A 13,754-nucleotide genomic window follows, 5' to 3' on the forward strand; every position below is an offset into this window, starting at 1 on the left:
ACTTTCACAGGCGCAAGGATATGCCGAATGCCTCTGGTTTTACCTTAACCGAAGTTCTGATCAGTTTATTATTGCTATGTCTTACAGGGCTTGGCGTTTTAAGTGCGTCTTTATTTGCCCGTCAGCAAGTGATCATGGCAACCCAACAAACCATAGCTTTGTCTTTAACCACTGAACTGGCCAGCCGTATGGCAAGTCATGACAGTTCTGCCGGCTATTACGAGGGCATTCATCCGCTCTGGACAACTGCCGAATCAGTAGCATGCACCGAAACCCATACCTGTGATGCGGAACAACTGAGTCAGTTTCATTTATACAGCACCTTAAGTGCGTCAGGTCACCCCCAAAGTTTACTGCTACTACAACAACCTGCGCTTTGTATTCGCCAGCAGGCGGATCAGAAACTGGTGCAGTTAAGCTGGCGGTCTCAGGCCAAAGTACAAATTCAGCGTCCGGTCTCTGTCTGTGATTTATCGCCTAACCGGCTGCAATTTTCTGTGGTGGTGCCTTGAGATGCGCGGTTTTACCTTACTTGAAGTACTGATCAGTCTGACTTTAGGTTTAGTTTTGATGACCTTTTTGGTCGGGACTTTGTTTGCCACTCAGCAATCCAATCGACAAACCCAGCAGCTGGTGCAATTGCAACAAAATAGCCAGATGTTGTTGAGTTTGTTCCAGTCTGAATTGCCAAATATGATGTTTTTCGCTGGTCGCAGTCTGGCGGATGTGGCTTCAGCTTCGCATCAGTTGCCTCCGGTATTAGGGGATTGTGTCGCTGAGTTGGATGCTGGCAGTTTCCCTATGAAAGGCCAAGCTTACCTGACACTCTATGCAGAACAAATTCGGGCACATCAACATCTGAGCTGTTTAAATCAGCCCAAAGCAGGCTCTGAGTTATTGCAACTCAAACGTCTGGTTGGCAGCAGTGTGTTAGCCACTCAGATGCGCACAAACCGGTTTTATTTTGAAACTTCAGCGGCGAGCAGTCGTTTTGTCAACAGTTCCAGTGCTGAGTTGACTCCGGATTCACTGTACTGGCCTTTCACCCACGAAGTTTTTTACATCAGCGAACAAAAACATGCGGGCAAGACAGTGCCGGTGTTAATGCGTAAACGCTTAATCCGCAATGCGGCAGGACAATCCATAATGGATACCGATTCCATTATGGATGGTGTTGAGCGTATGCATTTCGAATTTGGTTTAGACGCCAATGCAGATGGTCAGGTGGATTATTATCTGACCACAGCACAAATGCAGCCACAGCATTGGCAGCAACAAAAACACCGTATTATCAATATTAAGTTTTACCTGTTGTTACGTAGTTTAGATGAGGACTTTAGTTACCAAAACAATCAGCTTTATCAGATGGGACAGGAGTGGTTTAAAGCTCCCTCTGATCCGTTCCGACGCCTGTTAGTCAGCAGTTCTGTGGCATTTAGCAACACACGCTTATAAAAGGAGGTCGTTATGATGTTGATTTCTAAAGGTTTTATTCTGGTCACCACCTTAATATTAATGCTGATTTTAACGTGCATTACTATACCTATGCTGGTTCAAACCAGTTTGAGCCAAAAGTTGGCGGGCAGTGCCACTTTAGCTGTTCAGCTAAAACAACAAACCCAAAGCAAGCATGTACAGCAATTGCAACAGCTGAAAAAAGGTGATTTTGAGTCCGGAGTTTTTACGGTCGCTCCCTGTCCGGCGCTTTATGCTGCCTGGAGTGATCTCTCGTTGCTGTGCGAGTGGCATCAGCTTCGCACTACCGGAGGGGCGCTACATCATCAGCATAGTGTGACCAGCTTTTTAGTCAGGCAATCTTTGCCTGAAGGAGGCAGGGATGGGCTTTATTAGGTTTGGGCTCTGGCTGTTGCTATTCAGCCATCCACTGTCAGCAGGTAGCTACTGGAGCCATATACCGGGTTTTGGTTCAGTGCAACTGACAGAACTAAATCAGGAACAGCATACTGCATTGGCAACCCATTTAAAGCTGAGTCAGGAGGATGCCACAATGTGGCTGGATCATCTGCCTGCTCAATTAGAAGCCATAGCCTGCAGTACACTGGATGTACAAAGCCAGCCCTTGCCTGCTTATGTTGATGCTGGCTATCAGGTGGTCAGCTATGCAGGCGTGTTGAGATTCAAAGCGGATGATCAGACGAAAGGCACGGTCTGGTGGTTACCCTGGTCGTTATTGCCCTCGTTAGCGCAGATCAGAGCTGAACTGGAAGATTTGGCTCAGCAGGTTCATCAGCCTCTGCTGCTCACTGAGCAAGAGCTGAAACAAAATGATCAGTTTATTCTTATCAGTGGCAGCAGCAATCAGAGTCCGTCGTATTTTGCCCTAAAGCTCAACTCCCTGCATTTACCTGAACTCTTGTGGTCTGCCACTACTGCAGTGGCTGGTTTTGAAGAATTAGCCGGTGCTATGGCACAACCTGTATTACTGGCAGAGCAGGCTCAGGGGCCTGGTGATTCGCCTCTGTCGATTTTGTTACCCAATACCGGAGCGACAGAGCAAAAACCGCTGTTTTATAAAGTGGAAGCCCTGACAGGTAAGGTGCGTGGCAGGCTGGTCGCCGGGCAGAAAGTGTCTGACTTATCCGGCGCCTTGACTGTGTACGATCAAAACAGGGATTCAATGTCAGACAGTCTGATTTTCAGTACCAAAGCGGGTCAGGTCTGGTTGGCTCAGATGGAGCATAACCAGTTTTATAACATCCAGCTAATCGCTGATTTGTCATCCCTTGAGTTCAGCGACATACAATTTATCCGCACCTTATATGCTGCAGTTCCTGTGGGTGGGGCGGGCAGCGATTTTCATTCCAGACGCAGTCAATGGCTGCTGCTGTTGGGAGCTTTGCGACAAGAAAAAAGTGTTGTAGTGCTATTAAAACTACAAGAAGGTCCACCAGCCGGGTCTGCCGTTTTAGTCGACCGGACTTTGCCGGCGGCGCCTGGTCTTGCGGTATTAACCGATCAGGATTGGCAGCAAATCCAACAGAAAAATGGTTGGTACAGTCATATTGCAGGACGCTTGACTCATCCTCCTGTTGTCGCTGCTGGTGTGGTGTATCTGAGCTTGTTGCAGCAGGATCCAACGCAAGTCTGCAGTCTTGAGCAGGCGTCATCAGCTTTAATGGCTTTGCATTTACATCATGCGTCGTCTGTCTATCGCAAGCCTCTTTTACCTTTAGAAAAAGCCGCGGGAGCTCTGATTGTTAAAACTAATGCACAGGGCGGCTTTTCGTTGATTGATCAGAGCCAGCAACAAGTACTCATCGATAATCTGCTGGAGATCAGTCCTGACTGCAGCCATTGCAGTAAACCTATACAACAAAGCAGCTTCCCGCGTTGGCAGTTAATGGGGACTTACCATAGCGAAGAAGGAGCTTATGAATGAAGCTCAGGACGCAAGGCATAGGCTTAATTGAGCTGTTGGTGGTGCTGGCTATTATGGGCATTCTGGCTTCTGTGTTGTTGCCTGGTTATCAGGACCATGTGTTAAAAAGCTACAGAGCTGAAGCGATGCAAGCGCTGTTGAAAGTGGCTGGTTTGCAGGAGATGTTACTGGTTGATCAACACAGATATAGCGCCGATCTGACGGAACTGGGTTTTGCGGCTAAGCAGTTTGTCACCGAATCCGGTCGTTATAAAGTCAGTGCAGTGGTCACCGAGCAAGGTTATCAGCTTAAAGCACAGGCACAACAGGCTCAGAGCGAAGATAAAAGCTGTCAGGTGTTTTTGCTGAACAGCTACGGCCAAAAAAGCAGTGAACCCGGGTCAGCCTGCTGGAGTTACTAAACTGCACAGCCTAATAAGGGCAAGGGCTATTCTCTTGCCATAGACGACTACGGCCAGCCTGACTAACGCTGAGCCTGAAGTGCCAGCGGTAAGAATCTTTACTGCAATAAACAAAAGTACCGGACCCTAATAAATCCAGGCTACCGTCACTGCGAAACTGCAGTGACGGCCTGTTATAAAACAACTGATGGCTTTTCACCGGGTGCTTCAGTTCACGTAATAATAAGTCCTGCCAACTTTTTAAACCTTTCTGATGCAGCTGAATAGGCGCCGAGTTCCAGTCTGAACTGCATAGTTGTCCATGACGTGGGCATATTTGTACCGGCTTTTGCTGGGCTATAGCATGGACTTTGGCATAGGCCAGGTGCTGACTGAGTTGCCGCATAAAGTGTTCAGCCTGCAAGCGTTGCCAGACTTCCCGTAAATTAGGCATGCCTATAGCCGAAAGTATCGCCACAATAGCCAATACAATTAAAAGCTCTATCAGGCTAAAAGCCCGTGCTTTTGGGATCCTCTGGTGATATCGCATAAGCCTGACCATCCGTGGAATGTATCAACTTAAGTTTAGTTGCATTTATGTTAAATATCTAAATGCCAGCTGAAATACAGCTTCTGCCGCTGCTTGATTGAGTCCGGCAGCAAAAATCGCTACCATAGCGGCAGTTTTTTCATCCTTTAGTGCAGGTTCAGATGTCCTCTGCTGTCTCTATTACCCTGGTACAGCAGCCCTTTATTGTGGCTGCTGTGACGCAAAACACCGCAAAAGTGCTGGAGATTGCCACAGGCAGTCAAAGCGATTTGTTGTTATTTCCTGAGCTGACTTTAACTGGCTACCCGCCAGAAGATTTATTGCTGCGCGGTGACTTTCAGTTGTTGGTCGAACAAAGTCTGCAGCAGATTTGTGCGGCTAAGCTGCCGAATACATTGGTGATTGGCCACCCCTGGCGTGACGGTGAAGCTTTGTATAACGCCGCTTCTGTCATTCAAAATGGTGAAGTGATAGCCCGTTATTACAAACAGGCATTGCCAAATCACGGCGTCTTTGATGAAAAACGTTATTTTACTGAAGGCACTGAAGCTTGTTGTTTTGAGCTGAAAGGCCAGCGTTTTGCTGTACTGATTTGCGAAGATGTCTGGCAGGGCGCTCCGGCTGCTTTAGCCAAAGAGCAAGGCGCGGACTGGGCTTTGGTGTTAAACGCATCGCCTTATGAAATAGGCAAAGCTTCACGGCGTGAAGAGTTACTGCAAACCTTAGCTAAGCATCTGCATTTAGGTTTTGTGTATGTGAATCATGTGATTGGTCAGGATGAACTGGTATTTGATGGTCAGTCTCTGGTAGTCAGCCCCGATGCGCAATTACTGTTCCGTGGTAAAGCCTGTGAGCCTGAACTTGCGACAGTCAATTTAGCCGCCCCTGGTCAGCATTATGGCCCTATAGATCTCAGACCCCGCTTATCACTGGAAGCTGAAGTTTATGCCGCTTTAGTGATGGCAACCCGCGATTATATTCAGCACAACGGCTTCCCCGGTGCAGTGTTGGGTTTGTCCGGTGGTATCGACTCAGCTTTAACCCTGGCGATAGCTGCTGATGCTATAGGTGCGGATAAAATTCAAGCCCTGATGCTGCCTTTTGCTTATACCTCCTCTATGAGTGTGGAAGATGCCAAAGCTCAGGCAGAGGTAATGGGCGTTGAATTTGATTCAGTCTCTATTGAACCTATGTACAACAGCTTTATGCAGCAACTTACACCGCTGTTTAAAGGCCGTGGCAAAGATACAACTGAAGAAAACCTGCAGGCCCGTATTCGTGGTGTGTTATTAATGGCGATGTCGAATAAAACCGGCCGTATGCTGTTAACTACAGGCAATAAAAGCGAAAACGCTGTAGGCTACTGCACCTTATACGGTGATATGTGTGGTGGTTTTGCCGTTATTAAAGATGTGCCTAAAACCCTGGTGTATCGTTTATCAGAGTATCGCAACAGTATTTCACCTGTGATCCCACAGCGGGTTATAGACAGGCCACCATCTGCTGAGCTGGCGCCGGATCAAACCGATCAGGACAATTTGCCACCTTATGATGATTTAGATGCGATGATTGAAGCTTATGTCGAGCACGACAAGTCGCTGCCTGAGATAGTAGCTATGGGCTATGATGAAGCGACAGTTCGCCGGGTTTTAAATTTAATCGACATTAACGAATACAAAAGACGCCAGTCGGCCGTGGGTCCAAAAGTGACCAGCCGCAACTTTGGTAAAGACAGAAGATACCCCATCACATCGTGGATGCGGAAACAGCGCTGAGGAAGTCATGAAAAAAGTTGAAGCTATTATTAAGCCTTTTAAATTAGACGATGTACGGGAAGCTCTGGCCGAAATTAATATCACCGGCATGACAGTGACTGAGGTGAAAGGTTTTGGTCGTCAGAAAGGTCACACTGAACTGTACCGTGGTGCTGAGTATATGGTCGACTTTTTACCTAAGGTAAAGATTGAGCTGGTGCTGCCGGATGATCAGGTCGAACGTTGTATTGATGTGATTATCAAAACTGCCCAGACAGGCCGTATTGGTGATGGCAAAATTTTTGTGTTTGATGTGGAACGTGTCATTCGTATCCGCACAGGCGAAGAAAACGAAGACGCAGTGTAAAATCAGGCGTGAATAAAAAGGGGGTAAAGCCATTGGCTTTGCCCCCTTTTCGTTAGATCTCTGTTTAATCTTAGATCTTTTTGTATTTAATGCGGTGCGGTTGCATAGCATCTGAACCGTAAGTGGCTTTCATCCAGCTTTCATAGTCTGAATAGTTCCCTTCGAAGAAGTTTACTTTACCTTCGTCGCGGTAATCCAGAATATGAGTGGCAATACGGTCAAGGAACCAACGGTCGTGCGAGATCACCATGGCGCAGCCTGGGAAGTCGAGGATGGCGTTTTCCAGAGCACGTAAAGTTTCTACGTCCAAATCGTTGGTGGGTTCATCCAGTAGCAGCATGTTGCCGCCCGCTTTTAACAGCGCAGCCAAATGCACGCGGTTACGCTCACCACCGGATAAGTCACCAATAAACTTCTGCTGATCGTTGCCTTTAAAGTTAAAGCGACCGACATAAGCACGGCTTGGGATTTGGAAGTTACCAATTTGCAGAATATCCTGACCGTTGGAAATTTCCTGCCATACGGTGTTTTTCGGGTTCATGCTGTCACGGAACTGATCAACGCTGGCGATTTGAACTGTTTCGCCTACTTCAATAGTGCCGCCGTCCGCTTGTTCCATACCGGTGATCATCTTAAACAGCGTCGACTTACCAGCACCGTTCGGGCCGATAATACCCACTATGGCGCCTTTTGGAATACTGAAGCTTAAATCGTCAATCAAGACGCGGTCGCCAAAGGTTTTACGCAGGTTTTTCACTTCCAGCACTTTGTCGCCTAAACGTGGTCCTGGCGGAATAAACAGCTCGTTGGTTTCATTACGTTTCTGGAAGTCCTGGCTTTGCAGTTCTTCAAAACGGGCCATACGGGCTTTGCTCTTGGCGTGACGGCCTTTTGGATTGGTACGAACCCATTCCAATTCTTGTTTGATAGAACGCTGACGCGCGTTTTCACTGCGTTCTTCCTGCTCAAGACGGGCATCTTTTTGCTCTAACCATGAAGAGTAGTTGCCTTCCCACGGAATACCTTCACCACGGTCCAGCTCTAAAATCCAGCCAGCCACGTTATCGAGGAAATAACGGTCGTGGGTAATAGCTACCACAGTGCCAGTGTAATCATGCAGGAAACGTTCTAACCAGGCCACAGATTCGGCGTCTAAGTGGTTAGTCGGTTCGTCCAGTAGCAGCATATCTGGTTTTTCTAACAGCAAACGACAGATAGCGACACGGCGGCGTTCACCACCTGATAAGTGTTTAATCATCGCATCCCAGGCCGGCAGACGCAGCGCATCGGCAGCACGGTCAAGGATATTGTCGAGGTTATGACCTTCTTTGGCCTGAATAATGGCCTCCAGCTCACCTTGTTCACGGGCTAAAGCGTCGAAATCCGCATTTTCTTCGGCATAAGCGGCATAGACCTGATCCAAACGGGTTAAAGCGTTTTTCACATCAGCAACGGCTTCTTCGACCACTTCTCGCACAGTTTTTTCCGGGTCAAGCTGAGGTTCCTGTGGCAGATAACCAATATTGATACCGGCTAAAGCTCGGGCTTCACCGTCAAACTCCTGGTCCACACCTGCCATAATACGTAGCAGGCTGGATTTACCTGAACCGTTTAAACCCAAAACACCAATTTTTGCACCAGGGAAAAACGACAGCGAAATGTCTTTTAAAATAGTGCGTTTTGGCGGCACCACTTTCGACATGCGGTACATGCTGTAAATATACTGAGCCATAAGAGTCACTCATCTTGTTGTTTAGAATGCGGCAATTGTACGTTATTTTTAAAAAACAGGGGAACAGCGCCATGCAGGAAAGGGGATTTTAATTCGTCTTTAATCTGGTTTTCTGCTCTAATAGTGCCAATTAAACTAACAGTTCAGATAAAGGTGGTTGCCATGGGCGAATATTCACATGATCCGGTGTTTCAAAATTTTATTGCTGAAGCCAAAACCCATGGTGTGGTTTGGACTTTAGCCAATGGCGAAGATTTGCTGGTGGTGGAGTCTGTTGATTTTGAAGACACAGATGTCATGCCATTCTGGTCCAGTCAGGAAGCAGCTTTAGTGCATTGCTCGGATGAATGGTCAGACTACAAACCTGAAGCTATTCCACTGGACGTATTCTGTGAAGGCTGGCTGCAAGAAATGTACGACGACGGTGTACTGATCGGCACCAACTGGGATGAATCTTTAAACGGCCCGGAAGTAGAGCCACGTGAAATTTTAGAAGCTCTGGCTTTAGTGCAATAAAGCCTGATGCATAAAAGGGCGACTCAGGTCGCCTTTTTTGTATCTGTATGAATTTTATATCGGTATGAAACAATAGCCTCTGGTGCACGGTCTGGTGTTATACCTCAGATCCAACATCTGACTTGGTCCGTAACGGTTCACATCATCTAATCACAGGAACTACCAATGAAAACAATGAAAAAAATGCTAACCGCTGCTTTGTTACTCAGTGCAAGCGGTATCGCTTTTGCCAATAGTTGCGGTGAAATCTTGGGCCATTCACTACCGCAGTTACGTAAAAAAGAAACACTGGATTTATGCGAGACGTATAAAGGTAAAACCTTATTGATCGTCAATACTGCCAGTAAATGTGGTTTTACTCCTCAATTTACTGCTTTGCAGGGATTGTATGAGAAATACAAAGATCAGGGTTTAGTGGTCTTAGGTTTCCCGTCGGACGATTTTATGCAAGAACATGATGACGCGGAAAAAACAGCTGAAGTCTGTTATATCAACTACGGCGTGACTTTCCCCATGTTTGCCACCAGTGCAGTACGCGGCAGTGATGTGAATCCGGTATTTAAAGCCTTAATCGCCAAAACCGGTGAAAAACCGTCCTGGAATTTTAACAAATATCTGGTCAGCAAAGACGAGCAACAGGTCAAACACTTTGGCAGCAAGGTGTCACCAGACGATGCTGATTTTGTCAAAGAAGTGGAAGCTTTATTAACAGCTGAATAAGCCGTTTGTTGTGTGAATAAAAAGCCAGCTGATGCTGGTTTTTTTGTCTTCATTTCAATGTAACCTGCGCTTGCTTATTCCTTTAGTGAAGCTTAATATTTCTTTTAGTTATTAAGCTTTGTGGTTTTTTATGTCTGCTCTGGTACTGATTTCAGCCTTAATTATTGGCTTAAGTGTTGGTCTGTTGGGATCGGGTGGTTCTATTCTGACCGTTCCAGTGCTGGTGCATTTAGTTCAGTTGCCTGAAAAAGTGGCGATAGTCTCGTCTTTAGGCGTAGTGGCTCAAATCAGCTTTATCGCTTTATTGCCTTATCTGTGGCGACGTCATCTCGATTTCGCATTATTTAAGCGTTTTGCTGTGCCGGCTTTTTTTGGAACTTTGCTTGGGGTTGCTTTAGCTCAATGGTTGCACTCATCTTTTCAACTATTAATTCTGGCTGTTTTAATGCTGGGCAGCGCCGCTAATATGTGGCGTCAACGCATCTGGCAATGGCAGATCCATTCGTTTTGGTTGTTGGCTGCTCTGGCAATGTGTTTAGGTATGCTGACCGGTTTGGTGGGTGTGGGCGGCGGCTTTTTAATAGTGCCCTTGCTGCTTGCGGTAACAACAATCCCTATGTCTGGGGCTATTGCCTGTAGTCTGGCATTAATTTTCTTGCAAAGTAGCACGGGCTTTATCAGCCATTACTGGCTGATGTCTGTTCAGGGAGAAACTTTGCCGCTGGAACTGATTGGCTGGCTGGGCTTAATTGGTGCAGGGGGCAGTTTGGGCGGCATTATTTTATCGGCTTATATTCCACAGTTATGGGTGCGGAAAAGCTTTTCTATACTGCTGATGGGGACTGCGGTTTCATTGCTTTGGCCTGTCTTCTCTTTATGACGATGCCTGGAAACCAGTGTCCACTTCTGTGGCATTGTGGGTAGCCGCGATTCTGGCTAACTCGTCACAACGCTCGTTTTCCGGATGTCCGGCATGACCCTTAACCCAATGCCAGTTCACTTTATGTCCCTGACAGGCGGCATCCAGGCGACGCCATAAATCCTGATTTTTCACAGGTTCTCTCTGACTTGTTTTCCAATTGTTTTTTTTCCAGTTGGCCAGCCACTGCGTAATACCTAAGCGCACATATTGGCTGTCAGTGGTTAAGTCCACATCACAAGGCTGTTTTAAACTCTCCAGACCCACAATAGCAGCCAGCAATTCCATTCTGTTATTGGTGGTTTGTTGATAGCCGCCAGACATTTCTTTTTGGTGCTCCTGATAGCGCAAAACCACACCATAACCGCCTGGTCCGGGGTTTCCAAGGCAAGACCCGTCTGTATAGATTGCTACTGTTTTACGCATCGATGCTTCCCACAACTGAAATCGGCGTATAATCTAACGTAAAAGCGCTAAGAACACGAATCAGAATGCTGAAAAGACAGATAGTACTCGACACCGAAACCACAGGCTTAAGCCCGCAGGAAGGCCATCGCATCATTGAAATTGGTTGCGTGGAGCTGATTAATCGTCGGCTGACCGGCAATAATTTCCATGTCTATTTGCAACCGGACCGACTGATTGATCAGGAAGCCATAGCGGTTCACGGTATTACCAATGAGTTTTTAATAGGCAAACAACGCTTTGCCGAAATAGCACAGCAATTTTGTCAGTACATTGCGGGTGCTGAGTTGGTGATCCATAACGCAGCCTTCGACGTTGGCTTTATCAACCACGAATTTAATCTGCTGCGTCCTGCACTTTCGCCAGTCACTGATATCTGTGGTGTGCTGGATACGCTGAAAATGGCGCGTGAAGCCCATCCCGGGCAGAAAAATAACCTGGATGCTTTATGCCGTCGCTACGACATTAACAACAGCCACCGTACCTTACACGGCGCTTTGTTGGATGCTGAAATTCTGGCTGATGTTTATCTGGCGATGACAGGGGGGCAGGTTAGCTTAAATTTAGCCAATGACGAACAAGCAGCTGCCCAACAAAATGTGGTGGTAGGGCAACTGAAACGAACCAGTCGTTTACCTGTTATTTTTGCCTCTGACGCTGAATTGCAGTCGCATGAGCAACGTCTGGACCTGGTGCAGAAAAAGGGAGGAAGTTGCTTGTGGCGAAATTAATGTACACGCTTTTTTTATGTTTGAGCCTGCAGTTGATGGCGCAGGATGTTGCTGTAACGACGGACAGGGTCGGCGAATCGCTGAATGATCCAACAGGTTTAAGTGTGTTGCCCGATTTACCCGCCAAAAACCAGATCCCTTTGTTTGATAACAGATTCCGCATTGATTACGAAGTCGAAGAAATCACCATGGTTTTTTTCCGAAAACGAGGTTCAGCGTCCGTTATTTTGGTGAAGCCCGATGGCAGCAAAGTGAATGTCATTAATGCTGATGATCAGGATATTCAGTGGTACGACGATAAAACCTACGATTTGATAAAAATTAAGAAGCCTACTCCAGGTCCCTGGCAGGCTATAGGCCAAATTTTGCCTGAAAGTAAAATTATGGTACTGACAGATATTGAGTTAAATGTGCCTCCTTTACCAGATCATCTGATGGTAGGGGAAACCATTAAAGTGACAGCCACATTAACCAATGGGGGCAAGCCTATAGTGGCAAAAGACTTCCGTGATTTGCTGCGGCTTGATGTGCTTTTTATCAGCAGCAACAACTCGGAACATGAGAATTTTGGTGCTGGTGTCATTGAACTGACGACTCTGGCTGATGATGGCCGCAATTTTGATGAAAAACCCAGGGACGGTATTTTTACCGGTGAATTTAAACTGGAGATGAAGCCAGGCCAGTGGTTACCCAAGTTTGTGGTGAAAACTCCTTTATATACCCGCGAGGTAGTTCAGGAACCGGTAATTATTCATAAAAGCCCAATCAGCTATGAGGTGGCGCAGGCGACAACAGCTGAAGATTTGCATTGGCTGACTTTTAAAGTGACAGATCCTATGATTAATCCAAGGTCAGTCGCTTTGCAGGGCAAGGTTCGTTTTCCGAATAATGAAATACAAAGTTTTACCCTGGGCGAAAGTGCCGAAGTGGATAAAAAGCTGAAAATAGTCAATTATGCCAGCGGCACTTATAAAGTCGACAGCACCCTGTTTGCTCAGACAGTGACAGGGCGCGATGTAGTGATCACCTTACCTCAAGCCTCTTTTGTCGCTCAAGTGGTAGAGCCTGGACCTGTGGTGGCTGCTGTGGCTGATACAGAGGATACTGGTCTGAATACTCAAACTGCAGAAATGCCAGCCAGCCTTACGGTGACTGAGCCTGTAGTTGAAGAAGCGAAATCTTTCCCATGGTTATTAGTGATCCTGAGCAACGTAGTTATTTTAGGGGGAGGTGGTTTTGCTATTTGGATGGTGGCAACGGATCGTTCATTTAAGACCTTGTTTGCGAAAAAGAACAACTCGATGGATTTAAATACTATCGCCATGCCTGGACCAGGTGAAGCAAAGGCGGGCACTTCAGGGCAAAAAAACAGCAAGAAGAACGACATTATGGAACTTTCTTTACCGGATGATTAAGGAATAAACAAAAGCGGCAAAAAAGTCGTTGACGGCCCACCGGTGAATCCGTATTATTCCCGCCGCACAGCAGCATACCCAATTGAAAATGCTGCAGTGTATTGGCGCGGAGCGGTAGTTCAGTCGGTTAGAATACCGGCCTGTCACGCCGGGGGTCGCGGGTTCGAGTCCCGTCCGCTCCGCCAATTTAATAAATGCTTCTTCGGAGCGGTAGTTCAGTCGGTTAGAATACCGGCCTGTCACGCCGGGGGTCGCGGGTTCGAGTCCCGTCCGCTCCGCCACTAAGCATTTATCGTTTGTCTGATTCCGGAGCGGTAGTTCAGTCGGTTAGAATACCGGCCTGTCACGCCGGGGGTCGCGGGTTCGAGTCCCGTCCGCTCCGCCAATTCAGCAAACAAGCCATTAGAGCGCAAGCTCACTCCAGTGCGGAGCGGTAGTTCAGTCGGTTAGAATACCGGCCTGTCACGCCGGGGGTCGCGGGTTCGAGTCCCGTCCGCTCCGCCAATTTACTGGGTTTTAAATTCAGTACACAAATCAACCAGCCTTGAGCTGGTTTTTTTATGTTTCAAATCCGCAAAGCTGTCTGGCGACAACAGTTCAGTCGGTTGCTTTCAATTAAAGCATGGCCGGCCTGTCACGCCCAAGGTTGAAAGATGCGCGGGTTCGAGTCCCGGCAGCGAAGCCAATTTACTGGGTTTTAAATTCAGTAAACAAATCAACCAGCCTTGAGCTGGTTTTTTTATGTTTCAAATCCGCAAAGCTGTCTGGCGACAACAGTTCAGTCGGTTGCTTTCAATTAAAGCAT

General features: G+C 47.2%; 15 protein-coding genes and 4 tRNA genes. 16 read left to right on the top strand and 3 right to left on the bottom strand.

The window, feature by feature from the left end:
- The first annotated feature begins 20 nt into the window (after nucleotides 1–20).
- The 5 genes from J2W69_RS06405 to J2W69_RS06425 are packed head-to-tail and all read left to right on the top strand — an operon-like array spanning nucleotide 21 to nucleotide 3,801.
- Nucleotides 21–512 (top strand): prepilin-type N-terminal cleavage/methylation domain-containing protein, encoded by a 492-nt coding sequence (locus J2W69_RS06405; RefSeq protein ID WP_310275729.1) that lies wholly within the window; start codon nucleotides 21–23, stop codon nucleotides 510–512.
- Between the two features lies 1 nt (nucleotide 513).
- Nucleotides 514–1,455, top strand: coding sequence for a PilW family protein (locus tag J2W69_RS06410; protein WP_310275731.1), 942 nt, complete (start codon nucleotides 514–516; stop codon nucleotides 1,453–1,455).
- A gap of 12 nt (nucleotides 1,456–1,467) precedes the next feature.
- Nucleotides 1,468–1,851 (top strand): hypothetical protein, encoded by a 384-nt coding sequence (locus J2W69_RS06415; protein ID WP_310275733.1) that lies wholly within the window; start codon nucleotides 1,468–1,470, stop codon nucleotides 1,849–1,851.
- Nucleotides 1,838–3,400, top strand: a complete 1,563-nt coding sequence (locus tag J2W69_RS06420) for a hypothetical protein (RefSeq protein WP_310275735.1) — start codon at nucleotides 1,838–1,840, stop codon at nucleotides 3,398–3,400. Before J2W69_RS06415 ends, J2W69_RS06420 begins: the two co-directional genes overlap by 14 nt.
- Nucleotides 3,397–3,801, top strand: coding sequence for a type IV pilin protein (locus tag J2W69_RS06425; RefSeq protein WP_310275738.1), 405 nt, complete (start codon nucleotides 3,397–3,399; stop codon nucleotides 3,799–3,801). The genes J2W69_RS06420 and J2W69_RS06425 overlap by 4 nt, the downstream gene beginning before the upstream one ends.
- A gap of 10 nt (nucleotides 3,802–3,811) precedes the next feature.
- Here J2W69_RS06425 and J2W69_RS06430 read toward each other — a convergent pair whose 3' ends face one another.
- Nucleotides 3,812–4,330, bottom strand: coding sequence for a GspH/FimT family pseudopilin (locus tag J2W69_RS06430; protein WP_310275740.1), 519 nt, complete (start codon nucleotides 4,328–4,330; stop codon nucleotides 3,812–3,814).
- 161 nt (nucleotides 4,331–4,491) lie between these two features.
- Here J2W69_RS06430 and J2W69_RS06435 point away from each other — a divergent pair, with 161 nt between their 5' ends.
- A complete protein-coding gene (locus tag J2W69_RS06435) occupies nucleotides 4,492–6,105 on the top strand; it encodes an NAD+ synthase (protein ID WP_310275742.1) in 1,614 nt (537 codons plus the stop codon).
- 7 nt (nucleotides 6,106–6,112) lie between these two features.
- On the top strand, nucleotides 6,113–6,451 hold the full coding sequence (gene glnB / locus J2W69_RS06440) for a nitrogen regulatory protein P-II (RefSeq protein WP_008900549.1): 339 nt from the start codon (nucleotides 6,113–6,115) through the stop codon (nucleotides 6,449–6,451).
- A gap of 70 nt (nucleotides 6,452–6,521) precedes the next feature.
- Here the strand turns inward: glnB and ettA are convergent, their stop codons facing one another.
- Nucleotides 6,522–8,183 carry an energy-dependent translational throttle protein EttA gene (gene ettA, locus J2W69_RS06445; RefSeq protein ID WP_310275745.1) on the bottom strand — a complete coding sequence of 554 codons (1,662 nt, stop codon included), beginning with the start codon at nucleotides 8,181–8,183 and terminating at the stop codon, nucleotides 6,522–6,524.
- A 162-nt stretch (nucleotides 8,184–8,345) separates the two neighbouring features.
- On the opposite strand from ettA, the gene J2W69_RS06450 reads away from it, so the two are divergent.
- From J2W69_RS06450 to J2W69_RS06460, 3 genes are all read left to right on the top strand, one after another.
- On the top strand, nucleotides 8,346–8,699 hold the full coding sequence (locus J2W69_RS06450; RefSeq protein ID WP_008900551.1) for a DUF2750 domain-containing protein: 354 nt from the start codon (nucleotides 8,346–8,348) through the stop codon (nucleotides 8,697–8,699).
- Nucleotides 8,700–8,864: 165 nt separating this feature from the next.
- Nucleotides 8,865–9,419 (top strand): glutathione peroxidase, encoded by a 555-nt coding sequence (locus J2W69_RS06455; protein ID WP_310275748.1) that lies wholly within the window; start codon nucleotides 8,865–8,867, stop codon nucleotides 9,417–9,419.
- 130 nt (nucleotides 9,420–9,549) lie between these two features.
- Nucleotides 9,550–10,299, top strand: a complete 750-nt coding sequence (locus J2W69_RS06460) for a sulfite exporter TauE/SafE family protein (RefSeq protein WP_310275750.1) — start codon at nucleotides 9,550–9,552, stop codon at nucleotides 10,297–10,299.
- Here J2W69_RS06460 and rnhA read toward each other — a convergent pair.
- Entirely contained in the window at nucleotides 10,294–10,764 is a 471-nt protein-coding gene (rnhA, locus tag J2W69_RS06465) for a ribonuclease HI (RefSeq protein ID WP_310275752.1), read from the bottom strand. The two genes, J2W69_RS06460 and rnhA, sit on opposite strands and share 6 nt — an antisense overlap.
- 65 nt (nucleotides 10,765–10,829) lie before the next feature.
- Between rnhA and dnaQ the strand changes: the two genes are divergently transcribed.
- From dnaQ to J2W69_RS06495, 6 genes are all read left to right on the top strand, one after another.
- On the top strand, nucleotides 10,830–11,534 hold the full coding sequence (gene dnaQ / locus J2W69_RS06470; protein ID WP_008900555.1) for a DNA polymerase III subunit epsilon: 705 nt from the start codon (nucleotides 10,830–10,832) through the stop codon (nucleotides 11,532–11,534).
- The gene (locus J2W69_RS06475; protein ID WP_310275755.1) at nucleotides 11,522–12,949 is read left to right on the top strand and encodes a TIGR03503 family protein; all 1,428 of its coding nucleotides are present in this window, start codon (nucleotides 11,522–11,524) and stop codon (nucleotides 12,947–12,949) included. Before dnaQ ends, J2W69_RS06475 begins: the two co-directional genes overlap by 13 nt.
- A gap of 108 nt (nucleotides 12,950–13,057) precedes the next feature.
- Nucleotides 13,058–13,134: transfer RNA gene (locus tag J2W69_RS06480), tRNA-Asp, on the top strand.
- A 19-nt stretch (nucleotides 13,135–13,153) separates the two neighbouring features.
- Nucleotides 13,154–13,230 (top strand) — tRNA-Asp (locus tag J2W69_RS06485).
- Nucleotides 13,231–13,257: 27 nt separating this feature from the next.
- Nucleotides 13,258–13,334, top strand: a tRNA-Asp gene (locus tag J2W69_RS06490).
- Nucleotides 13,335–13,376: 42 nt separating this feature from the next.
- Nucleotides 13,377–13,453, top strand: a tRNA-Asp gene (locus J2W69_RS06495).
- Nucleotides 13,454–13,754: the final 301 nt, after the last annotated feature.

Source organism: Rheinheimera soli (assembly GCF_031457405.1).
Lineage (GTDB): Bacteria > Pseudomonadota > Gammaproteobacteria > Enterobacterales > Alteromonadaceae > Pararheinheimera > Pararheinheimera soli_A.

What these genes read in the sequence shown, in the direction of transcription:
- J2W69_RS06405 (WP_310275729.1), top strand. Translation starts at nt 21, where the DNA reads ATGCCGAATGCCTCTGGTTTTACCTTAACCGAAGTTCTGATCAGTTTA.
- J2W69_RS06410 (WP_310275731.1), top strand. Translation starts at nt 514, where the DNA reads ATGCGCGGTTTTACCTTACTTGAAGTACTGATCAGTCTGACTTTAGGT.
- J2W69_RS06415 (WP_310275733.1), top strand. Translation starts at nt 1,468, where the DNA reads ATGATGTTGATTTCTAAAGGTTTTATTCTGGTCACCACCTTAATATTA.
- J2W69_RS06420 (WP_310275735.1), top strand. Translation starts at nt 1,838, where the DNA reads ATGGGCTTTATTAGGTTTGGGCTCTGGCTGTTGCTATTCAGCCATCCA.
- J2W69_RS06425 (WP_310275738.1), top strand. Translation starts at nt 3,397, where the DNA reads ATGAAGCTCAGGACGCAAGGCATAGGCTTAATTGAGCTGTTGGTGGTG.
- J2W69_RS06430 (WP_310275740.1), bottom strand. Translation starts at nt 4,330, where the DNA reads ATGCGATATCACCAGAGGATCCCAAAAGCACGGGCTTTTAGCCTGATA.
- J2W69_RS06435 (WP_310275742.1), top strand. Translation starts at nt 4,492, where the DNA reads ATGTCCTCTGCTGTCTCTATTACCCTGGTACAGCAGCCCTTTATTGTG.
- glnB (WP_008900549.1), top strand. Translation starts at nt 6,113, where the DNA reads ATGAAAAAAGTTGAAGCTATTATTAAGCCTTTTAAATTAGACGATGTA.
- ettA (WP_310275745.1), bottom strand. Translation starts at nt 8,183, where the DNA reads ATGGCTCAGTATATTTACAGCATGTACCGCATGTCGAAAGTGGTGCCG.
- J2W69_RS06450 (WP_008900551.1), top strand. Translation starts at nt 8,346, where the DNA reads ATGGGCGAATATTCACATGATCCGGTGTTTCAAAATTTTATTGCTGAA.
- J2W69_RS06455 (WP_310275748.1), top strand. Translation starts at nt 8,865, where the DNA reads ATGAAAACAATGAAAAAAATGCTAACCGCTGCTTTGTTACTCAGTGCA.
- J2W69_RS06460 (WP_310275750.1), top strand. Translation starts at nt 9,550, where the DNA reads ATGTCTGCTCTGGTACTGATTTCAGCCTTAATTATTGGCTTAAGTGTT.
- rnhA (WP_310275752.1), bottom strand. Translation starts at nt 10,764, where the DNA reads ATGCGTAAAACAGTAGCAATCTATACAGACGGGTCTTGCCTTGGAAAC.
- dnaQ (WP_008900555.1), top strand. Translation starts at nt 10,830, where the DNA reads ATGCTGAAAAGACAGATAGTACTCGACACCGAAACCACAGGCTTAAGC.